11 protein-coding genes are annotated in these 23,036 nt (G+C 73.8%); 10 read left to right on the top strand and 1 reads right to left on the bottom strand.

Going from position 1 to position 23,036, the window contains the following annotated elements:
• Positions 1-57 precede the first annotated feature (57 nt).
• The 6 genes from ACFY6S_RS21240 (at position 58) to ACFY6S_RS21215 (ending at position 18,551) form a co-directional block, all read left to right on the top strand.
• Positions 58-6,579, top strand: coding sequence for a thioester reductase domain-containing protein (locus tag ACFY6S_RS21240; RefSeq protein WP_388830103.1), 6,522 nt, complete (start codon positions 58-60; stop codon positions 6,577-6,579).
• A gap of 34 nt (positions 6,580-6,613) precedes the next feature.
• Positions 6,614-13,876 (top strand): SDR family NAD(P)-dependent oxidoreductase, encoded by a 7,263-nt coding sequence (locus ACFY6S_RS21235; protein ID WP_388829833.1) that lies wholly within the window; start codon positions 6,614-6,616, stop codon positions 13,874-13,876.
• A gap of 131 nt (positions 13,877-14,007) precedes the next feature.
• Positions 14,008-15,795 (top strand): aspartate aminotransferase family protein, encoded by a 1,788-nt coding sequence (locus tag ACFY6S_RS21230; protein WP_388829836.1) that lies wholly within the window; start codon positions 14,008-14,010, stop codon positions 15,793-15,795.
• Entirely contained in the window at positions 15,792-16,823 is a 1,032-nt protein-coding gene (locus tag ACFY6S_RS21225; RefSeq protein WP_388829839.1) for a diiron oxygenase, read from the top strand. The genes ACFY6S_RS21230 and ACFY6S_RS21225 overlap by 4 nt, the downstream gene beginning before the upstream one ends.
• A gap of 143 nt (positions 16,824-16,966) precedes the next feature.
• Positions 16,967-17,773 carry a methyltransferase domain-containing protein gene (locus ACFY6S_RS21220; RefSeq protein ID WP_388829842.1) on the top strand — a complete coding sequence of 269 codons (807 nt, stop codon included), beginning with the start codon at positions 16,967-16,969 and terminating at the stop codon, positions 17,771-17,773.
• Positions 17,774-18,017: 244 nt separating this feature from the next.
• Positions 18,018-18,551 carry a type 1 glutamine amidotransferase domain-containing protein gene (locus ACFY6S_RS21215; protein ID WP_388829845.1) on the top strand — a complete coding sequence of 178 codons (534 nt, stop codon included), beginning with the start codon at positions 18,018-18,020 and terminating at the stop codon, positions 18,549-18,551.
• A gap of 108 nt (positions 18,552-18,659) precedes the next feature.
• Here the strand turns inward: ACFY6S_RS21215 and ACFY6S_RS21210 are convergent, their stop codons facing one another.
• On the bottom strand, positions 18,660-19,040 hold the full coding sequence (locus ACFY6S_RS21210; protein WP_388829848.1) for a VOC family protein: 381 nt from the start codon (positions 19,038-19,040) through the stop codon (positions 18,660-18,662).
• Positions 19,041-19,233: 193 nt separating this feature from the next.
• On the opposite strand from ACFY6S_RS21210, the gene ACFY6S_RS21205 reads away from it, so the two are divergent.
• The 4 genes from ACFY6S_RS21205 to ACFY6S_RS21190 all read left to right on the top strand — a co-directional run bounded on the left by ACFY6S_RS21205 (position 19,234) and on the right by ACFY6S_RS21190 (position 22,746).
• Positions 19,234-20,388 carry a hypothetical protein gene (locus ACFY6S_RS21205; protein ID WP_388829851.1) on the top strand — a complete coding sequence of 385 codons (1,155 nt, stop codon included), beginning with the start codon at positions 19,234-19,236 and terminating at the stop codon, positions 20,386-20,388.
• 243 nt (positions 20,389-20,631) lie between these two features.
• A complete protein-coding gene (locus tag ACFY6S_RS21200) occupies positions 20,632-21,069 on the top strand; it encodes an Asp23/Gls24 family envelope stress response protein (RefSeq protein ID WP_388829854.1) in 438 nt (145 codons plus the stop codon).
• Positions 21,070-21,183: 114 nt separating this feature from the next.
• Complete coding sequence (locus tag ACFY6S_RS21195) at positions 21,184-21,801, top strand: histone protein (RefSeq protein ID WP_388829857.1); 618 nt, start codon at positions 21,184-21,186, stop codon at positions 21,799-21,801.
• Positions 21,802-21,807: 6 nt separating this feature from the next.
• Complete coding sequence (locus ACFY6S_RS21190; RefSeq protein ID WP_388829860.1) at positions 21,808-22,746, top strand: SRPBCC family protein; 939 nt, start codon at positions 21,808-21,810, stop codon at positions 22,744-22,746.
• The last annotated feature ends 290 nt before the right edge of the window (positions 22,747-23,036 follow it).

The following is a 23,036-nucleotide window of genomic DNA, read 5'->3' as shown; positions in this document are numbered from 1 at the left end:
CGTCCGATACCGAGAGAAGAGTGACCGATGTCGGATGAGGAAAAGCTCGTCCAGTACCTGAAGCGCGTCGCCGGGGAACTGCGGGACGCCCGCGCCCGTATCGCGGACCTGGAGTCCGCCGACCGCGAACCGCTGGCGATCGTCGGCATGGCCTGCCGCTTCCCCGGCGGCGTGGAGAGCGCGGACGACCTGTGGCGCCTGGTCGAGGACGGCCGTGACGCCATCACCCCGTTCCCCACCGACCGCGGCTGGGACCTGGAGGCGCTGTACGACCCCGATCCGGAGACCCCCGGCACCACCTACGCCCGCGCGGGCGGCTTCCTCTCCACCGCGACCGGCTTCGACGCCGCGTTCTTCGGCATCTCGCCGCGCGAGGCGCTGGCGATGGACCCGCAGCAGCGGGTGCTGCTGGAGACCTCCTGGGAACTCTTCGAACAGGCGGGCATCGACCCGGCCTCGCTGCGCGGGGCACCCGTCGGGGTGTTCGCGGGCGTCACCGAGCAGAGCTATCTCGGGCTGACCGGCCCCCGCGAGTGCGAGGGCTATCTGCTCACCGGGAGGCTGGCCGCCGTCGCGTCCGGCCGGATCGCCTACACGTACGGCTTCCAGGGGCCGGCGATCAGCGTGGACACCGCCTGCTCCTCCTCCCTGGTCGCCCTGCATCTCGCGGCGCGCTCGGTGCGCGAGGGCGAGTCGCGCATGGCCCTGGCCGGCGGGGTGACGATCACCGCGACGCCCGGCGGGTTCGTGGACTTCGCCCGGCAGCGCGGTCTGTCGCCGGACGGCCGGTGCCGGTCGTTCGCCGCCTCGGCGGACGGCACCGCCTGGTCCGAGGGCGTCGGACTGGTGCTGCTGGAGCGGCTGTCCGACGCCCGTCGCCACGGACACCGGGTGCTGGCGCTGCTGCGCGGGAGCGCGGTCAACCAGGACGGCACGTCCAACGGGCTGACCGCGCCCAGCGGCCCCGCGCAGGAGCGGGTGATCCGGGAGGCGCTGGCCGACGCCGGACTCGCACCGGCCGACGTGGACGCCGTCGAGGCGCACGGCACCGCCACCACCCTGGGCGACCCGATCGAGGCCCAGGCCCTGCTGTCCGTCTACGGAGCGGGCCGGCCGCCGCAGCGTCCGCTGCGGCTGGGCTCGCTGAAGTCCAACATCGGTCACACCGCCGCAGCGGCGGGCATCGCCGGCGTGATCAAGATGGTGCAGGCCATGCGGCACGGGACGCTGCCCGCGACCCTCCACATCGACCGGCCGACGCCCCTGGTGGACTGGTCGGCTGGCGGGGTGGAACTGCTCACCGAACCCCGGCCGTGGCCGGCCGCCGGCACACCGCGCCGCGCCGCGGTGTCGGCGTTCGGGGTCAGCGGGACCAACGCCCATGTGGTGCTGGAGCAGCCCCCCGCACCGGAACCCGCACCGGCCGGAGCGCCCGGCGCCGGGGCCACCACCGTCCCGTGGCTGCTGTCCGCCGCGAGCCCCGAAGCGGTGCGCGCCCAGGCCGGCCGGCTGGCCGGCTTCCTCCGGGGCGAGCCGGACATCCCGTACCGCGACGTGGCCCTCACCCTCGCCCGTGGCCGGTCGGAGCTCAAACACCGGGCCGCCGTGGTGGGCACCGACCGCGCCACGCTCCTCGACGCGCTGGACGCGCTCGCCCGCGACGGCGGCGGACCACGGACGACGCGCGGCTCCGCGTCCCCCGGCGGGCTGGGATTCCTCTTCACCGGCCATGGCGCGCAGCACGCGCGGATGGGCGAGGAGCTGTACCGGGAGTTCCCCGTGTTCGCCTCGGCTTTCGACGCGGTGTGCGCCCATCTCGACCCGTATCTGGAGCACCCCCTGCGCGAGGTGATCGCCGACGGCGGGCGGCTGCGGGAGATGACGTACGCCCAACCGGCCCTGTACGCCTTCGAGGTGGCGATGTTCCGGCTCGTCGAGTCCTGGGGGGTGCGCCCGGACTACCTGGTCGGACACTCGACCGGCGAACTGGCCGCGGCCCAGGTGGCGGGGGTCCTGTCGGCGGCGGACGCGGCCGTCGCGATCACCGCCCGGGGCAGGCTGATGCAGGCACTGCCCACCCACGGCGCGATGGCGGCGGTGGAGGCGGCCGAGGACGAAGTCGCGCCGCTGCTCGCCGAACACGGCGGCCGTGTGGACGTGGCGGCGGTCAACAGCCCCTCGTCCGTGGTGATTTCCGGCGACGCCGACGCGGTGTCCGCGGTGGCCCGCGCCCTGGAGGCACGCGGGCGCCGCACCAAGCGGCTGCCGATCGACCAGGCGGCGCACTCCTCGCACATCGACGCGATGCTCGGTGAGTTCGCCGAGGTGATGCGAGGTCTCGAACTGCGCGCCCCGCGGATTCCGATCGTCTCCACCCTCACCGGCGAGGTCGCGGACCCCGAGCGGCTGTGCTCGCCCCGCTACTGGACCGAGCAGCTGCGCCGGCCGGTCCGTTTCCTGGACGCCATGCGCACCCTGGCGGCCCGGGGGGTCGGGGCGACCCTGGAACTCGGGCCCGCCGGTGTGCTGTCCGCCCTCGTCGAGGAGTGCACCGCCGGACCGCGGCCGGTCACCCCGCTGGCCGCGCTGCGCGCCGAACTGCCCGAGTGCCACAGCGTCGTGACGGCGGTGGCCCAGCTGTGGACCATCGGACTCCCGGTCGACCGGGCGGCGTTCGCCGCCCCCTCCGGCGCCCGGCCGGCGCAACTGCCCGGCTATCCGTTCCAGCGGGAGCGGTACTGGGCGGAGCCGTCCGACGACGGGACGGCCACCCCGGAGAGCGGCCACCCGGTGCCGGGGACACCGGTCGTGGTCGCGGGCCGCGGCGACGTGGTGTTCACCGGCCGGGTATCCGCGCGCTCCCACCCGTGGCTGGCCGCCCGCGCCCGGTGCGGCGACCCGGTGCTGCCCACCGCGCTGCTGGCGGAACTGGCCGTACGGGCCGGGGACGGCGTGGGCTGCGAAGTGGTCGAGGACCTCGTGGTGCACCACCCGGCGGTGCTGCCCGAGCGGGGAGCACTGGAGCTCCAGGTGGTCCTCGGGCCGCCGGACGACGCCGCGCGCCGCGCGTTCACCGTCCACACCCGCCCCCGGGACGGCGGCGCGGCGTGGACGGCGTGCGGAGCGGGCACGGTCGCGCCGGGCGCCGGCGAAGTGCCCTTCGGCGTGGCCGAATGGCCCCCGGCCGGCGCCGAGCCGATCGCTCCCGGCGCCGAGCCGCTCGTCCCCGGCGACGGCCCTGCGGATACGGAGAATCCGGTGCGCGCGCTGTGGCGGCGCGACGACGAGATCTTCGCCGACATCCGGCTGCCGCGGGACACGCCGGTAGAGGGCTTCGTCCTGCACCCCCTGCTGCTGGACGCCGCGCTGCGTCGCGCCGTCACCCCCGAGGACGGCGGAGCGGCCGGCGAGGCCGGAGCACCGGACGCGGGGCGGCTCGGCGACGTCCGGCTGTACGCGTCGGGCGCGACCGAGGTGCGCGCCCGGATCACCATCGGCGGCCCGGACGGTGTGACGGTGCGCCTGGCCGACCCGGCGGGCCGCCCGGTCGCGTCCGTCGGCTTGGCCACGGCGCCGCTGATCACCGGCGACCGGGACGACGCCGAGGCGGCGCGCTCCCGGCAGCGGGACGCGCTGTTCCGACTGGACTGGCGGCCGGTGTCGGTGGCGCCCTGCGGCCAACCGGCCGACTGGGCGCTGCTGGACCACGGCGACACCGACACCGCCCCCGGACTCACCGGCGCCCCGCGCTTCGCCGACCTGGACACGGCGCTGGACGCGGCCACCGGCCCCGGCGGCCCTCGGCCGGTCGTGGCGACGTTCCTCTTCCGGCCCGGCGACGACGTCCCCGAGCGCGCGCGCGACGCCGCGCTCGGGGCGCTGGCACTGGTGAAGGCGTGGCTCGCCGACGACCGGGCCACCGCCGTCCCGCTGGTCGTCCTCACCCGGGGCGCGGTCCGGGTCGGCCCGGCGGACCACGGCCCGTACGAGGTGTCCGACCTGGTCGCCGCCCCGATCTGGGGCCTGGTCCGCTCAGCGCAGTCGGAGGCGCCCGGACGTATCGCCCTGGTCGACCTGGACGACGACCCGGCGTCCGGTGCCGCGCTGGCGGCGGCGATCGCCTCCGGCGAGCCGCAGAGCGCGGTGCGCGCCGGTCGGGTCCTGGTGCCGCGTCTGGGCCCCGCCCCGGCCGCCGAGCCCGACGGCCACCGCGCACGGGAGCCGCTCACGGGGCCGTGGCGTCCCGGCGACACCGTACTGATCACCGGTGGCACCGGAGCCCTGGGCGCCCTGTTCGCCCGCCACCTGGTGCGTCGGCACGGCGTCACCCACCTGCTGCTCGCCGGACGCCGGGGCGCGGACGCGCCCGGCGCGCGGGAGCTGGCCGCCGAACTCACCGCACTGGGCGCCGTGGTGACACTCGCCGCGTGCGACCTGTCCGACCGGACGGCAGCCGCCGGGCTGCTCGCCACCGTCCCCGGCGACCACCCGCTCGGCGCGGTCGTGCACACGGCGGGGGTACTCGACGACGGCGTGCTCGCCGCCATGACCCCCGAGCGGTTCGAGGCGGTGCTCCGGCCCAAGGTGCACGCCGCGTGGCACCTGCACGAACTGACCCGCGACCTCGACCTGTCCGCGTTCGTGCTGTTCTCGTCGATCGCGGGCATCATCGGCGGGCCCGGACAGTCCAACTACGCCGCCGCCAACGCCTTCCTGGACGCCCTCGCCGAACACCGCGCCGCCCACGGCCTCCCGGCGGCCTCACTGGCCTGGGGCCTGTGGGCGCACGAGAGCGGAATGACCGGCCACCTGGCCGACGTGGACCTGAAGCGGATCGCCCGGGCCGGCTTCGCGCCGGTCACCGAGCACGACGGCCCGGCGCTGCTGGACGACGCGCTGCGCACCGGGCGGCCCGCGCTGGTCGCCACCCCGCTGGACCACCGCGCGGTGCGCGCGGACGGCGGTCGGGTACCCCTGCTGTTCTCCCGCGTGCTGCCGGGGGCGCCCCGCCGTACCGTGCGGGCGGCCGGCGCCGACACCGGACCGTTGTCCGCGCGGATCGCCGCGCTGCCGGAGGGCGAACGCCTGGAGGCCGTCGGCACAACGGTCCGCGCCGAGACCGCCCGCGTGCTCGGACACAGCGATCCGGGTGCCGTCGACCCCACGGAGCGCTTCACCGGGATGGGCTTCGACTCCCTGGTCTCGGTGGAACTGCGCAACCGGCTCGCCGAGGCGACCGGGCTGCGGCTGCCGGCGACCGCCGTCTTCGACCACCCCACGCCCCAGGAGCTGGCGCGGTACCTGCTGGGCGAACTCCTCGCCGCCGCGACCCCGGTGACCGCCACCGGGGCTCCCACCGCCACGGCCCCGGCCACCGGCGTCGAGGACATGCGCGCCGACGTACGGCTGGCCGACGACGTACAGCCCGCGGGGGACGTCAGCCTGGTGGCGGAGAACCCCCGCGAGATCCTGCTGACCGGCGCGAGCGGCTTCCTCGGGGCGTTCCTGCTGCGCGACCTGATGCGGTCGACCGACGCCACCGTCCACTGCCTGGTGCGCGGCGCCGACCGGGCCGAGGCCGAGCGCCGGCTGCGGGCCAACCTGCGCTGGTACCGGATCGACGACCAGATCGACCCCGACCGGCTGACCGTGGTCGTCGGCGATCTGGCCGCGCCCCGACTGGGCCTGTCCGAAGCGCGGTTCGACCTGCTCGCCCGCAGCGTCGACGTCGTCCACCACGCCGCCGCCGCCGTCAACTGGCTCCGGCCCTACACCGAGTTGCGGGCGGCCAACGTGGGCGGCACCCAGGAGCTGCTCCGGCTGGCGGCCCTGCACCGTACCGTTCCGATGCACTACGTCTCCAGCACCGGAGTGTTCGCCGGCGAGCCGGACGACGGCGCTGCGCTGCGGCCCGGCGACCCCACCGGTCCGCCCGAGGCGCTGTCCAACGGCTACCTCCGGAGCAAATGGGTCGCCGAGCAGGTCGTCGGCATCGCCCAGGACCGGGGCCTGCCCGTCTCCGTGTACCGCGCCGACGTGATCAGCGGCGACCAGGTCAACGGGGCTTGCCAGACACGCGACTTCGTGTGGATGAGCCTGAAGGGGCTGCTCCAGGCCGGCGCGGTGCCGGCCGGGCTGGACGGGCCGGTGCACATGGTGCCGGTCGACTACGTCAGCGCGGCCATCACCGAGCTGGCCGCCCGCAAGGAGAACACCGGCCGCACCTTCCACCTGCACAACCCCGAGGGCCACGGCTACGGCGACTTCGTGGCCGACCTGCGCGCCCTCGGCTACCCGCTGCGCGAACTGGATCTGCCCGCCTGGCGGGAGCGGGTGCTGGCCGACCGGGAGAACGCGATCATCCCGCTGCTCGACTCCTTCGAGCTGATCGCCGAACGACGGGCGTCGCATCCCCGGATGGACGTCTCCGACACCCGCGAGGCGCTCGCCGGCAGCGGGGTGCACTGCCCGCCCGTCGACAGCGCCCTCTTCGGCAGGTACGTCGACTTCTTCGTCCGCGCGGGCTGGTTCCCGCCACCGTCCGGCACCTCCGCGGCGCCGGACCCCGCGGCCGGCTGACGATCCGTTCCCGCCACCCCTCCAGGAGATTCGCATGCAGGTGGACATCAACCCGGCGGCAGCCGTCCGGAACACGGCACGGCAGCCGTCGCCCGGACCGGCGATCGTGTACGAGGACGTGGAGATCGGCTACCCCGCACTGGCCGACCGGGCCGGCCGGCTGGCCGAGGTGCTGGCCGGCACCGGGGTGACGGCGGGAGCACGCGTCGCCCACCTGGGGCTGAACAGCCCGGCGCTGCTGGAGACCTACCTCGCCTGCGCCTGGCTGGGCGCGGTCTTCGTACCGGTCAACCACGCCCTGGACGCCGCCGGGGTCGGCTCGGTGCTGCGCGACTGCGGGGCACACACACTGATCGCCGAACCCGCGCACACCGCCGTCGCGGACGCCGCCGGGGCCGCCGGGGAACTGCGGTGTCTGGTCGTCGACGACGACCCGCGGGCCGCCGCGGACCGGCCGGTGGGACCGCACTGGACACCACTGTCCGGGGCCCTGGCCAGGGCGCCCCACCCGGTGCGCGAGCCCGTGCCGCTCCAGGCCCACCATCTGGCCCTGCTGCTGTACACCTCGGGAACGACCGGGCGCGCCAAGGGCGTTCGGCTCACCCACGGCAATGTGTGGTGGAACTCGGCCAACCTGGAATGGGCCTCCGGCGTCCGCCCCGACGACATCAACCTGGTCGTCACCCCGCTGTTCCACATCGGCGCCCTGGGCTGCCACACCCTGCGCAACCTGGCCCGTGGCGGGACCACGGTGATCCGCCGCCGGTTCGACCCGGACCGCGCGCTGCGGGACCTCACCGAACTGCGGGTCAACACCATGTTCGCGATCCCCTCCCTCTACGCGGCGATCGCGCAGGCGCCGGGCTTCGCCGGGGCGGACCTGTCCCGGCTGCACACGCCGATCGTCTCGGGCGCCCCGGTGCCGCCCGACCTGATCGTGTCGTACGCCCGCCGCGGGGTGCTGCTCCAGCAGGCGTGGGGCCTGACGGAGACCTCGTGCTACGCCACCTATCTGCCCGCCGCGTCGACCGGGACGAAGGCGGGCTCGGCGGGCCGGCCGATGCCGTTCACGCAGGTCCGGCTGGTGGATCCGGCGGACGGCCTGCCGGTCACCGAGCCCGGCGTACGGGGCGAGGTGTGCGTGCGCGGGCCCAATGTCACCTCGGGCTACTGGGAGGACCCGAAGGCCACCGCGGACGCGTTCGACGCCGACGGCTGGTTCCACAGCGGCGACATCGGCCGCTTCGACGACGAGGGCTGCCTGTCCATCGTCGACCGGCTCAAGAACATGATCATCTCGAACGGGGAGAACATCTACCCCGCCGAGGTGGAACCGGCCCTGGCCGGCTCCCCGGAGCTGGCCGACCTGGCCGTGCTCGGTGTGCCCCACCCCCTCCAGGGGGAGGCGGTGGCGGCGGTGGCCGTCGCGGCCGAAGGCGCCGAACCCACCGTGGAGACGGTACGGGCCTTCGCCGCCGCCCGGCTGGCGCGCTACAAGCTGCCGACATCGCTGCACCTGGTCGACGCGATCCCGCGCAACGCCGCCGGCAAGATCGATCGCACCGCGCTGCGCCGGATCGTGGCCGACACCGCGCCGGGCTCCCCGGCCGCCACCGACCCGGCGGGCGGGGCGACCGGGGACACGGCCCGCCCGGCGCCATGGGCCGAACGCGCCCGGCCGACGCTGGAGTTGGTGGAGTGGGCGACCGAGCGGGCGCTGGGCCGCCGACCGGACGGCCTGCGCACCGGGGCCGGGTTCGCCGACATGGGCGTGGACTCACTGGCCGCCGTGCGCGTGCGCGATCTGCTGGCCGAGGCGGCGGATGTCGCCCTGCCCGCGACCCTGTTGTTCGACCACCCCGACCCGGCCGCCCTGGCCGCGCACCTGGACACACTGCTGGAGGGGGCGCCGGCCGCCCACGTGCCCGTACCGGCGCCCCGCCTCCCGGCCGCTCCGGAGGACCCGGTGGTGATCGTCGGCATGGGCGTGCGCGCGCCCGGCGGCGTGACCGGCCCCGAGGAGCTGTGGCGGCTGCTGATCGAGGAACGCGACGCGGTCTCCGGATTCCCACAGGACCGGGGCTGGGACCTGGACGGCCTGTTCGACCCGGCCCCGGACACCGGGGGCGGCAGCCGCACCCGCAGCGGCGGCTTCCTGCACGACGCGGCCATGTTCGACGCGGACTTCTTCGGGATCTCCCCCCGCGAGGCGCTGGCCATGGACCCGCAGCAGCGGCTGCTGCTGGAGACCTCGTGGGAGGCGATCGAGCACGCGGGGATCGACCCGGCGTCGCTCAAGGGCCACGACATGGGCGTCTACACCGGGCTGTTCGCCAACGGGTATCTGGGCCGGGTCCCGTCCCGGCCCGACCTCGACGGCTACCGCGCCGGCGGCAACGCCACCGGGGTGGCGGCGGGCCGGGTGGCGTACGTCCTGGGGCTGCACGGCCCCGCGGTCGCCGTCGACACCTCCTGCTCGTCCTCGCTGGTCGCCCTGCATCTCGCGGTACGGGCGCTGCGGGCGGGGGAGTGCTCCATGGCGCTGGCCGGCGGCGCGACGGTGATGGCGACCACCGAGCCGTTCGTCGAGTTCTCCCGGCAGCGCGGACTCGCGGCGGACGGACGCTGCAAGTCGTTCGCCGACGCGGCGGACGGCACCGCCTGGTCCGAGGCGGTCGGTGTGCTCGTCCTCGAACGGCTGTCGGACGCCCGCCGGCACGGCCGGCGGGTCCTCGCCGTGATCCGGGGCAGCGCGATCAACCAGGACGGCGCCTCCAACGGTCTGACGGCGCCCAGCGGACCGGCCCAGCAGCGGGTGATCCGGGCCGCGCTGGCGGACGCGGGCCTGTCGCCGGGCGAGGTCGACGCCGTGGAGGCCCACGGCACCGGCACGGTGCTCGGCGATCCCATCGAGGCGCAGGCGCTCCAGGCGGTCTACGGGCCGGACCGTGAACATCCGCTGCTGCTCGGCTCGGTGAAGTCGAACCTCGGGCACACCCAGGCCGCCGCCGGGCTGATCGGCACGGTCAAGACGGTGCTGGCCCTCGGCCACGGGGTGCTGCCGCGCACCCTGCACGTCGACCGGCCCACCCGCGAGGTGGACTGGTCCCGCGACGAGGTGCGGCTGCTGACCGAGCGGCGCCCCTGGCCGGCGTCCGGCCGGCCGCGGCGGGCCGCGGTGTCCTCGTTCGGAATGAGCGGCACCAACAGCCATGTGATCCTCGAACAGGCACCGGCCGGGACACCGGACCCCGCCGCCCCCGGCGCCGCCCCGGACACGCCGGCGCCTCTCATGGTGTCCGCGAGGTCGCCGCGGGCTCTGGCCGACCTCTCCGGCCGACTGGCCGAGCGGCTCGACTCGGGCACCGCGCCCGCCGATCTGGCGCACGCGCTGGCCGCCCGTACCCCCTGGGAACACCGCGCGGTACTGATGGGAGACGCCGGCCGGCTCGCCGAGGGGCTGCGGGCGCTCGCCTCGGGCAACCCGGACCCGCGCACCGTCACCGGCACGGCGGGGACCGGCGGCCCGGCCGGCCGGACCGTGTTCGTCTTCCCCGGCCAGGGCGCCCAGTGGGCCGGCATGGGGCGTGAACTGAGCGCCCGCGAACCGGTGTTCGCGGCCCGCATGGCGCAGTGCGCACAGGCCCTCGCGCCGCACACCGACTGGTCGCTGGCGGATGTGGTGGACGGCGCGGACGACGCGCCGCCGGGCGACCGGGTGGATGTGGTGCAGCCGTTGTCGTTCGCGGTGATGGTGTCGCTGGCGGCGCTCTGGCAGAAGTGCGGCGTACGCCCGGACGCCGTGCTGGGCCACTCCCAGGGCGAGATCGCCGCCGCCTGTGTGGCCGGCGCCCTGACCCTGGAGGACGCCGCACGGGTGGTGGCGCTGCGCAGCCGGGCCATCGCCTCCCGGCTCGCGGGGCACGGCGGGATGCTGTCGGTGCTCCTCCCGGAGCACCGGGTGCGTGAGCTGCTGCGGCCCTGGCGCGGCCGGGTGGAGGTGGCCGCGGTCAACGGCCCGGCCGCTGTGGTCCTGGCCGGCGAGCCGGAGGCGCTGACCGACGCGCAACTGGCGCTGGAGTCGCGCGGCGCCCAGGTCCGGCTGATCCCGGTGGACTACGCCTCGCACGCCCCCGGCGTGGAGGCGGTCCGCGAGGAGTTGGCGCCGCTGCTCGACGGCATCACCCCGGCGGTCCCGGAGGTGCCCTGGTACTCGACCGTCGACGGGGAGTGGAAGCGCGGCGCGGAGGCGGACGGCGACTACTGGTACCGCAATCTGCGCCGCCCGGTGCGGTTCGATCCGGCCGTACGGGCGCTGGCCGCGCAGGGCTTCGGGGTGTTCGTCGAGGTGAGTTCGCATCCGGTGCTCACCGCCGCCACCCAGGACATCCTGGAGGACGCCGGCCGGCCGGGCGTGGTGTGCGGCACGCTCCGCCGGGACGAGGGCGGCCCGGAGCGGTTCGCCCGTTCGCTGGGCGAACTGTTCGTACGCGGTGTCCCGGTCGACTGGACGCCGTTGCTGCCGGCCGGCGGCAGAGCGGTGGCGCTGCCCGCCCACCCGTTCCTGCGGCGCCGCTTCTGGCCGGCCGACCGGCCGTCGTCGGGTCTCGCCGCGGCCGGGCTGGAACCGTTCGACCATCCGCTGCTGGGCGCCGAGGCGCACGATCCGCGCGACGGCGGCGTACTGCTGACCGGGCGGCTTTCGCAGGAGGCACAGCCGTGGCTGGCCGACCACGCGGTCGGCGGCGCCGTGCTCCTGCCGGGTACGGCGCTGGTGGAGATGGCGCTGCGGGCGGGCGAGCGGGTGGGCTGCCCGGTGCTGGAGGAACTGGTGGTGCAGGCGCCGGTGCGGCTCACCGGAGCGCTGTCCGCGCAGGTGCGGGTGGGCGGCGCCGACGAGCAAGGGCGCCGGGAGGTGACGGTCCACACCCGGCCGCGTGACGCGGACGCGCCGTGGACCCGCCACGCGGTGGGCCGCCTGGCGGAGGCGGGGCCGGCCGGCGCGGTGCCCGCGAGGACCGGGACATGGCCGCCCGAGGGAGCCCGTCCGGTCGACGTCGCCGCGTTCTACGACGCGCTGGCCGATCGCGGCTACGACTACGGCCCGGCGTTCCGCTGCCTGACCGCCGCCTGGACCCGGGGGACGGAGGTCTTCGGCGAGGTGGCGCTGCCCGAACCGGCCGACGTGGCCGGGTTCGCGGTGCACCCCGCCCTGTTCGACGCCGCCGTGCACGCCGCGTTGGCGGCCGCACCGGACGGCGAACCGGTGCTGCCGTTCGCCTGGAACGACGTGGCGCTCCACACGACCGCGGTGAGCGCCGCGCGGGTGCGCGTCGGGTCGGGACCCGACGGGATCAGCGTCGACATGGCCACCGCGGACGGCGTCCCGGTGCTGAACGTCGGCTCGTTGTCGACCCGTCCGCTGCCACCGGACCCGGCGGGCGGTCCTGACGGTACGGACGACGCGCTGGCGCGGCTCGCCTGGAGCGCCCTCCCGGCATCCGGCGCCGGTCCGGTGCCCGTCGTGGTGTACGGGGCGCCCCCCGGCGCGGCGGACGCGCCGGACTGGCAGGTGCTGCCGCCCGCGACCGACCGGCCCGGCCTGCCCGAACCGGAACGCGCCCGGCAGGAGGTCCACCGGGTGCTGGCGGCGATCCAGTCGCTGCTGGCCGACCGGGAACGGCCGGGCGGCCGGCTCGTGGTGGCGACCCGGCGGGCCGTCGCCGTCGGCGACGACGACCCCGTCGATCCGGTCGCGGCCGCCGTCTGGGGGCTGGTGCGCAGCGCGCAGACCGAGCACCCCGGCCGGTTCGTGCTCGCCGACCTCGACCAGGACCCCGGCGACGCCTCACCCGACCGCTGGGCCGAAGCGGTGGGCGCGGTCCTGGCCACGGCCGTCGAGGCGGGCGAACCGCAGTTCGCGGTGCGCGCCGGGGCACCGCACGTACCCCGGCTGGTCCGGGTGCCCACCGGGGAGACGGCGGGCGGTGCCGCCCGCCCGCTCGATCCGGCGGGCACCGTGCTGATCACCGGCGGCACCGGTATGGCGGGCACGGTGGTCGCCCGGCACGCGGTCGCCGACCACGGCGTGCGCAATGTGGTGCTGGCTTCGCGCCGGGGCCCGGCCGCCCCGGGCGCCGGTGAACTCTGCCGCGAACTGGGCGCGTTGGGCGCCCGGGTCGAGGCGGTCGCCTGCGACGTCTCCGACCGCGAGCAGGTACGGGCGCTGCTGGGCCGCATCCCCCCGGACGCGCCGCTGACCGCCGTCGTGCACACCGCGGGTGTGCTGGACGACGGTGTGATGGGCACCCTGGACGCCGACCAGGTGGACGCGGTCTTCCGGCCCAAGGCCGACGGCGTCACCTGGCTGGACGAGCTGACCCGGGCCTCGGACCCGGCCGCGTTCGTGGTGTTCTCCTCGGTGGCCGGCGTCCTGGGCACCGCGGGCCAGGGCAATTACGCGGCGGCGAGCGCCTTCCTCGACGCCGTCGCCACCCGGCGCCGCGCGGCCGGGCACGCCTCGGTGTCCCTGGCCTGGGGCCCCTGGGACCGGGCCAGCGCCATGACCGGGCATCTGGGCGAGGCCGACCTCGCCCGGATCGGCCGCACCGGGATGCGTCCCCTCTCCGGCGCGCACGGCATGCGACTGCTGGACGCGGGTCTGGCGTCGCCCCACCCGGTGCTGGTCGCCGCGCCGCTGGACCAGGCGGTCCTGCGCCGGCGCGCCAGGGACGGTGTGCTGCCGCACGTACTGCTCACCCTGGCCGGCCGGGTCGGGCGCGCCCTGCCGGCGGCGCGCCGCACCCTGCGACTGGACGGCCTCGACCCGGTGGCCCGGCGGCACGCGCTGCTCGCCCTCGTACGCCAGGAGGCCGCGGCCGTCCTCGGGCACTCCTCCGGGGACCGGATCGACCCGGCGCAGCCCTTCAAGAAGGCCGGTTTCGACTCACTGACCGCGGTGGAGCTGCGCAACCGGCTGACCGCGGCGACCGGCGCCCGGCTCCCGGCGACCCTGGTGTTCGACTTCCCCACCCCGGCGGACACCGCCGCGTTCCTGCACGACGAGCTGCTGCCCGAGCTGCCGGCCCCCGGCCTCACCGAACTGGACTGCCTGGAGAAGGCGTTGAGCGACCCGCCCGACGAGGGGACGGGCCGGCTGATCGCCGCACGGCTGCGCGGACTGCTCGCCCGGATCGAGGAACCCCCGCGATCCGGCGCCGAGGAGGCGACGGAGGCGGAAGACCTCCGGTTCGCGGACGACGACGAGTTGTTCGCGTTCATCGACACCAACCTCTGAACACCCGGTTCCGGCCCGGGGGCGACAGACGGACACCCGACCCCGGGGAACCGACACCCGACCCCGGGAACCGACAACCGACCCCGGGGAACGGACCACCGCCCCTGTCACGGGGGAGAAAGGCATACGGCATGGTCACAGCAGCACAGCCGCAAGCGGAACCGGCGGCACCACCGGCACGGTCCGCACCGCGCGGGGCGGATCTCGCGGAGCCGTATCTGTCCGGGCACCTGTCCTCGCTCGGGCTCGCGGTCGAGTACGTGCGCGCCGAGGGCAACACCCTCTACCACCTGGACGCGGCCGGCGCGGAGATCCCGGTACTCGACCTGGTGGGCGGGTTCGGCTCGACCATCCTCGGTCACAACCACCCGGAGATCGTCGCCTGCGCGCAGGGCCTCCTCGACCGGCGCGCCCCGGTGTTCGCCCAGTTCTCCCTGCACCCCTACGCCCATGACGTGGCGGAGCGGCTGAACGCCATCGTGCGCCGCGAGTCAGGAGACGACGAGACGTACCTGGCGATCTTCTCCAACAGCGGCGCCGAGGCGATCGAGGTGGCCGTCAAGCACGCGGAACTCGACCGGGTGCTCAGGGTGGCGGAGCTGACGCGGGCCATCGAGGGCGAGGCCGATACGGTACGCGCCGCCGTGCGCCGTGGCGCCGCCGTGCTCCCCGACGACATCTGGGAGCGGCTCGGGACCCGGCCGCCGGAGACGGCCCCGGCGGACGGCTCGGCCGACGCCCCGGTCGATGCCCTGATCGACGCCGTGCGGACCGCCAACACGGCGCTCGCACAGTGTCCGCCGGTCCTCCTCGCACTGGAGGGCTCCTTCCACGGGAAACTGGTCGGCAGCGTCCAGCTCACCCACAACACGGCCTACCGCGAACCCTTCCGCGCGCTGGCCGCCCAGTGCCGATTCGTGCCGGTCGGCCGGCCCGAGGTCCTGGACGAGATCGTCGCGGCCGGGCGCAGGACCCTGTTCGGCCTGACGGTGCTGGACGGCCGGGTGCGCCTGACGGAGCACGAACTGCCGGTGTTCTGCGCGTTCGTACTCGAACCCATCCAGGGCGAGGGCGGGGTCCGGCCGCTCGACGAGGAGTTCGCCCGGCACATCCGGCGGACCTGCGACGCCCTCGGCTGCCCGGTCGTGGTGGACGAGATCCAGAGCGGTATGGGGCGCACCGGCACCTTCCTCGCCAGTTCCGCCATCGGCCTGCGCGGCGACTACTACGCGCTGGGCAAGAGCCTGGGCGGCGGCATCGCCAAGGCGGCGGTGACCCTGGTGCGCGGGTCGCGCTACCGGGCACAGTTCGAGATGGCGCACAGCTCCACGTTCGCCAAGGACGGCTTCTCCACCCTGGTCGCGGCCCGCACCCTGGAGCTGCTGGAGGCCGGCGGCGGCGACGCGTACCGCCGGGCCGAGGAGCGCGGCCGACGGCTGACGGCGATGCTGAACGCCGTGCGCCACGATTTCCCCGACGTCGTCAGGGAGGTACGGGGCAGGGGCCTGATGCTCGGCCTGGAACTGCACGACCCGAGCCGTTCCAGCTGTCCCGCGATCCGGGAGCACGCGGAGGCGGGCACGTTCGGCTACGCGGCCGCCGGTTATCTGCTGCGTACGCACTCCGTACGGATCTTCCCGACCGCCAGCGCCCCCGCCACCTTGCGGTTCGCGCCCTCCGTGTATCTGACCGACGCCGAGATCGACCACGCGGAGGCGGCCCTGCGCGGCCTGTGCGCGGTGCTGCGCGAGCACGACGGCGCGCGGCTGCTCGGGGTGAGGGACGACCCGAGCGGGGACGGACTGACATCCGACGACGCGACCGCCCACGACGTGATCGCTCACGACGTGACCGGGGCCGACGCCACGGCTCACGACGTGATCGCGAACCACCCGACCGGAGAGGGACACCGCCGTTGAGCACCGAGCAGCCGGCCGGCCCGGACGCGGCCTCCGAAGCCACCCTGCGCCGCATCGTCGACGCGTGGCCGCAACGGGCGGCGGTGGTCAAGGCCCCGGACGCCACCCGGACCGCCGAGGCGTGGAACCCCGATCTGCCCGACTATCCGCCGGGCCTGGTGCCGTTCGCGGACCATCCGCTCTTCCTGGCCGCCGCGCCCGAGCAGCGCGAGCACGTACGGACCGGCCTGTGGCTGGGATACAACGAACGGGTCATCGCCACCGAACAGTTGGTCGCCGAGCCCGGATTCCACCTCGTCATGGCCGGTGGCCTGGCGGGCAGCGAAGCCCCGTTGATCCGGCAGGCGATCCAGCAGGCGCTGGTGGACGAGAGCTTCCACACCTACCTGCACATGACCGCGCACGACCGCACCATGCGCCTGCGCGGCATCCGCGAGCGACCGGGGCAGCCCGTCCTGGTCACGTACCGGCGGCTCCAGCAGATGATGGCCGAACTCCCGGAGGCGTGGGAGCGCGACATCGCGGTCCTCACCTGGAGCGTGGTCGCGGAGACCTGCATCAACGCCCTCCTCGCCCTGGTCGCCCGGGACAAGGAGATCCAGCCGGTGCACTCGCTGATCACCACACTGCACCTCCGGGACGAGTCGGCGCACGGCTCGATCCTGGTGCACGTGATGTGCGAGCTGTACGCCAGGATGAACGCCGCGCAGCGGGAGACGGTGGCCCGGTGCCTGCCGGTGGCACTGGCCGCGTTCGCCGAGCAGGACCGCTCGGTGCTGCGGCTGGAACTCACCGAGGCGGGCATCGAGGGGGCCGACGAGATCCTCGGCGACCTGGCCGCGATGCCACAGGGGCGGCAGCTGGTCCGCGACTTCTCCGGTGCGCGCCGGCTGGTGGCCGAACTCGGTCTGACCGACAGGGTCGACTTCACCTTCCCCGAGCAGCCGGACTGGTCGCCGGTGGGCCACCCGGACCAGCTTCCCGAGATTCCGTCGTTCCGCACGGAACCGGCCGCCGCGCCACGGTGAATCGCACTCCGACCGGCCGACGAGGCGGCCGGCACCGTACCCGACCGGTCGGAGCGGACACCGCTCTCCGCGATCCCGGAACAACCAGGCGCAGGCACAGGCACAGACGCAGGCACAGACGCAGGCACAGTGGAAGAGGCATCATGACCGACCGGACCCCGACCGTCCAGACCATCGCACCGCAGCCCTACACCACGGTGGCGGAGACCTACGACCGGCTCGGCGAGCTGGTCACCACGGGACTGGGCGAGAAACTCCACCACGACAAGGCCGACTTCCTGACCGGGCTCTGGTCCGACAGCGCCCCACCCGTCGAGAGCGTCCTGGAACTGGCCTGCGGTACGGGCCTGATGCTTCAGGAATTGGTGGAGCGCGGCCATCGCGTGGTGGGCCTGGACCGCTCGGAAGCCATGCTCACCCAGGCCCGCTCACGGTTGGGGCCGGACGTGCCACTGCTGTGTGCCACCCTGCCCGACATCCCTGTCGACCAGCACTTCGACGCGGTCATCAGCCCCGGCGCCTCCCTGAACTACCTCACCGAAACCGAATTGGCGGCCACCTTCCGTTCGGTCGCGGCGACGCTGCGCCCGGGGGGCCTGTTCGTCTTCGACGTCCTGTCACCCGCCGGGATGGGCGGCCGCGGCGGGGGCCGCGTCCTCGCCGGGGACTTCGACGACATGGCCTTCATCCTGGCTTTCGCCAACAGTCCCGACGGAGACAGCTACGAGATGACCTGGACCCAGTTCGTACGCATGGAGTCCGAGGCCGCCGCCCCGTACCTCAAGTCCGTCGAGCGCCACCAGGTGTACGGCGTCGGCCCCGAGACGATCCGGGCCTCGGCGGACGCCTGCGGGCTGGTCGAACAGGGCGTGTACGACAATTACGTCTTCCGTCCCTCGGACGACGCCACGTTGGTGCAGACGTGGGTGTTCCGGCTGCCGGGGGCCTGAGCCGGGACGCCTCCCGACTTCTCCCGCCTCTCCCGGCTCCCCCGGCTTCTCCCGCCTCTCCCGCCGACCGGCGCCATGATCCCGCTCCCAGCGCGCCCCTGTGCCGGAAATCGGGAAGAATTCCCAAGGGCCGGTGCATTTCCCGCCCGGGTGTGAAGATCCGACCTCCGGGCAGGCGGGTGCAAGCCGTGCTGTACCGACGAGGCGGCACGGGAAGGCACTACGGAGAGAGGACGTGAGTCGCATGCGAGTGGCATTCCTCGTGGCCCCCGAGGGCGTGGAACAGGTCGAGCTGACCGAACCGTGGAAGGCCGTGGGCGACGCGGGTGGGGAACGCACGCTGGTCTCCACCGCCTCGGGGGAGATCCAGGCGTTCAACCATCTCGACAAGGCGGACACCTTCCCCGTCGACCGGACGGTGTCCGGCACCAGTGCCGCGGATTTCGACGCGCTGGTGCTGCCTGGTGGCGTCGCCAACCCCGACGTGCTGCGGACGGACCGGTCGGCGGTCTCCTTCGTCAAGAGCTTCTTCGAGGCGGGCAAGCCGGTGGCGGCGATCTGTCACGCACCCTGGACGCTGATCGAGGCGGATGTGGTGCGCGGCAGGACGCTGACGTCGTGGCCGTCCTTGCGGACCGACCTTCGCAACGCGGGGGCCACCTGGGTGGACGAGCAGGTCAAGGTGTGCACCGCCGCCCCTGGCACCCTGATCACCAGCCGGAAACCGGACGATCTGAACGCCTTCTGCACCGCGTTCCTCAAGGAGTTCGGCTCCTGAACGCGGCTCCTGAACGCGACAGGGCCGGGACCCGGGCCGCCCCGCCGGGCGCCCCGGGTCCCGGCGCGGTTGATGGTGATCCGTTGAGCCGGGGCAGGTCAGGACGGGTCAGGGCAGCACGGTCAGGATGAAGGAGTGCCCCGCCGGGTCCGAGTAGAGCCGGGTGTCCCGCGGCCCCCCGTTGTCCTTCGTGTCCAGGGGCCGGGCGCCGAGAGCTATCGCCTCCCGCTCCGCTTCGTCGATCTCCTCCCGGGACACCAGGATCCGCAGATGGGCCTGCTGGGAACTCTCGGGCCGTGGCCAGCTCGCTGGTGCGTAGCCGTGGTCCCGCCGGACCGCGAGATGGACCCCGGCGTTGCCGACGACCTCCACGAAGTCCGGGTCGGAGCCGATGCGTGTCTCGGCGCCGAGGAACGAGGAGTAGAACTCCGCCAGTTCGGCGGGTTCGGCACAGTCAAGGACGAGAACACTGGTCTTCGCGACGGTCATGTCACTGCGCCTACCCCCGGTCATCGCCCGCACGCGTCGCGTCGCGACGCGGCGCCCCTCCGGGCCCGCGCGCCACGACGTCGCCCCGCCTCCCCGCCACCCCGTCACGCCGGACCGTGAGGCGGGCAATTGCGTCGGTGGAGCAGGCGCATGACACTGGGGAAGCGGGCCGCGCCCAGTGAGGAAGTGCCCTATGCGCGAGAGCGACGACTTCGAAGAGAAAACGTCAGAGGAAACGGCAGAGAAAGCCGAAGAGGGATACGCCCGGGACGGCGACGACTACGACCGGGACGCGTACGAAGGTGAAGACGCGGAGATCGTCACCGCGGAACCGGACGACTACACGGAAGGCGACGTGCCCGACGAAGGGCCGTCGGATGTGTATTTGGACGTCCCGGTGCTCAAAGTCGACGAGATTCATCTCGATGTGAAGGATTTGCGGGCTCATGTGTCTCTCCAGGCCGAAGTCCTCGATCTCCTCAAACTGAATGTCGGCGCCGATGTCGCGCTGGGCTCGGTCGACCTCGACATCAAGGGTGTGGAGGCGCAGGCGCAATTGAAAGTGCGTCTTCACAATGTCGCGACCATCGTCAATCGCGTACTGACGACGATCGACCGCAACCCGGAGATCCTGACGCAACTCAGCAAGGGGTTGGGGCAGGCGGTCGAGGAGGTCGGCACGGGCGCGGGCAGTGCCGTCAAGGAGATCGGCAGGGGCACGGGGGGCGCGGTGCAGGATGTGGGCCGGGGGGCGGGCGAGGCCGTGGAAGACGTCGGGCACGGGGCCGGTGCCGCCGTCGAGAACGTCGGCGAGGGTGCCGGGGGCGCGGTGGAGCACGTCGGCGAAGGGGCCGGGGGCGCCGTCGACAACGTAGGAGCGGGCGCCGGCGAGGCCGCCCGGGATGTCGGCGAAACCGCGCGGAACGTCGGTGAGGGCGCCGGCCAGGCGACGAAGGCTGTCGGCAAGGGAGCCGGGGACACCGTCGAGTCCGCCGGGCGAAGCGCCGGTGGAGCCCTCGAAGGCGTCGGCGAAGATGCCGGTGAGACGGCGAAAGGCGCCGGTCGGGACGTGGGGAAGGCCGCGAGCGGCGCGGGCCGGAAGGGGGCGCGCGCAGCCGGAGACGCCGCCGGGGCCGTGGGATCGGACCGGGCCGGGGCGGCGGGCAAGGCGAAGCGGCGCACCCGGAAGCCCGTGGACGGTGACTCCGGGCGGGCGAGCGCTCCGGCGGCGAAGGGCGGCCGGAAGCCGGTCGGGACGTCCGAGACGCGCCGAGCCGAATCCGGCGACCGGCGGCGGGACACCCGGAGCGCCAGGGCGGCCGCGCGTCGCGACGCGCACAAACGCTGATGGGGCGTCGCCACGCGCACGAACGCTGATTCCCGCCGGGCGACGGCCGGTGGGTGGCGTTGTTCCGGGGGCGGCTCACTCGAATGGCGTTATACGGGTGAGCGGAGCACAGTGGACAGTGGGCGCAGCCGTTGGAGGAATTCCCGCCTCCGCGGACTGTGGCGTCCGACCTCCGCCCGGGGTGTTCGAGAGCGGCGGAGGTGATTCTCCGAAGCCTTCTATTCTCAGGAAGATGTGTCGGCCATGACAGTGAACGAAGCCACATCAACGCCGATGTCGAGCGGTCACCACGGTGCCGTCAAAGGAACGACGACGATCGCGGATTCCGTAGTGGCCTCCATAGCCGGTGTCGCGACCCGCGAAGCGTCCGGCGTATATGCGATGGGCGGCGGTATTTCCCGGACTCTGGGAGCCGCCAGGGACAAGATGTCCGGTTCCGAGGACGTCACACGCGGTGTACGGGTGGAAGTCGGTGAGAAGCAGGCCGCTGTGGATGTGGGCGTGGTGGTCGAGTACGGCTATCCGATTCCCCGGACCACCGACGACATCCGGTCGAGCGTCTCCGACGCGGTCGAGAGCATGACCGGGCTCGAAGTCGTCGAGGTCAACATCGGTGTTCTCGACGTACACGTACCGGGTTCGGACGACGACGGCAGCAACGATGCGTCTCGCACTCGATAGTCGTCGGCTTCGCCGCGACAACTGACCGCAGCACTGCTGAGACGGCAGCCGAACCGGCAGCCGGGACGGCACGTGCCGGTCGAACCGCGAGAATCTGGCGAAGGTGGATCACTCATGGAAGATCAGACGAAACTCGCTCTGGCGACCGCGGTCCTCGGCGGATACGTACTGGGGCGGACCAAGAAAGGCCGACTCGCCCTGACGGTGGCCACGGTCGTCGCCGGAAAGGGACTGGGCTTCGGCCCCAGGGAACTGGTTGCCGAGGGAGTGCGCCGCCTGGCGGAGGTGCCGCAGGTCGCCGAGTTGCAGGAGCAGGTCCGCGAGCAGGGTGCGGAAGCCGCCCGTGGCGCGCTGTCGGCGGTCACCGACCGGGCCATGGGATCGCTGGCCGACACGATCAGTGGCCGGACGACCCTGCTCAGTCGCAAGGGCGACGAGGAAGAGGACGAGGAAGAGGACGAGGAGCAGGCCCCGGAGGAGTCCGAGGAAGAGCCCGAGGAGCCGGAAGAGGAAGAGGAAGAGGAAGAAGGAGAGGAAGAAGAGGAGGAAGAGGAGGAGGAACCGCCGCCCGCGCGGCGTCCCCGGACCTCCCGCTCCGCCGGCAAGTCGGCGCCGCAGAAGAAGGCCCCGGCCAAGAAGGCCCCGGCCAAGAAGGCCGCCGCTGAGAAGACCGCGGCACCGGCGAAGAAAGCCAAGAAGACCGCATCCCCCCGCTCCAGCCGTCGGAGGTGACTCGGTATGACCAGCACGCAGAAGGGCGCGGCCGAGACGGCCACCTCGAACGCCGGTCGGCTGCGCGAGGAGGTCTCACGCTACTTCAGCGCCCAACTGGACCGTGCCGTCGGCCGGGTGGGTGACAAACTGACCGATCTCACCGGGCAGTTGACGGATATCGCGGACAACGGCGGACAGCTCCCCGCGATCGGCTCCCGCATCCTGCACGGCGAATCGCCGGTACGCGCCCTTTTCTCGGAGAAGGCGAAATCCGTCAAGGACTCGGTCGTGGACAAGGCCAAGGACCTGACGGGCACCGGCGGCGGCAGCGGGCCGGGCAGCGGTGACGTGAAGGTCACGAACATCGTCGAAGTACTCGATGTGGGAGTGCCGTTGAGGACGGCGTACGACCACTGGACCGCGTACGACAAGTTCGCCGGCTTCACCAAGGGCGTGGGCAACGTGTCGAAGGCCGATGACACGACCAGCGACTGGAAGACCAAAGTCGGCCCGTCGACCCGGAGCTTCAAGGCGACCATCCTGGAACAGGTCCCCGACGACCGGATCGTATGGACGTCCGAAGGCTCGAAGGGAACCACTCAAGGGGCCGTCAGCTTCCACGAATTGGCGCCCAACCTGACCAGGATCGTCCTGGTGGTCGAGTACTACCCTTCGGGGTTCTTCGAGAAGACCGGGAACATCTGGCGCGCCCAAGGCCGCCGTCTGCGGCTGGACTTCAAGAACTTCCAGCGGTACGTCACGCTCACCGACGAGGAACCCGAGGCTTGGCGCGGGGAGATCCGGGACGGCGAAGTCGTCCGCACCCACGAGGAGGCCGTGGAGGAGGAGCAGGACGAGGACGAGGACGAAGACCTCGACGACCAGGAGCCGGACGGGGAGGACGAGGAAGAGGGAGACGAGGAAGAGGACGAGGGAGACGAGGAAGAGGAAGACGAAGACTAGTCCGGGGCTCGGCTAGTCCGGGGCTCGGCGCGTGGATGCCCACCCGCCGGGGCCCGCCGTGTACGTCCGCGTGCGACAGGCGTCAGCGGCCCGCGTCCCTCGTCACCCCCGCTACTCCGCCGCTGCCGTCCGCGCACGCCGAGCGGCCTCCGAAGGCGGCCCCGGCGTGCGAAGCGTGGGCCTGGGCCTTTGTATGAGAGGGATCGGTCTCCCAGGCGCTGCCCCTCTCGACGCGTCCGCCCGGTGCGTTCCGGGGCGGCGGGAGACTGCCTCGCTCGCTCCCTCGACCA

The sequence above is a fragment of the Streptomyces sp. NPDC012835 genome, from assembly GCF_042900885.1.
In the GTDB taxonomy this organism is placed as follows: domain Bacteria; phylum Actinomycetota; class Actinomycetes; order Streptomycetales; family Streptomycetaceae; genus Streptomyces.
Note: the sequence above shows the minus strand (reverse complement) of the source record. Positions and strands in the feature narration are given on the sequence as shown.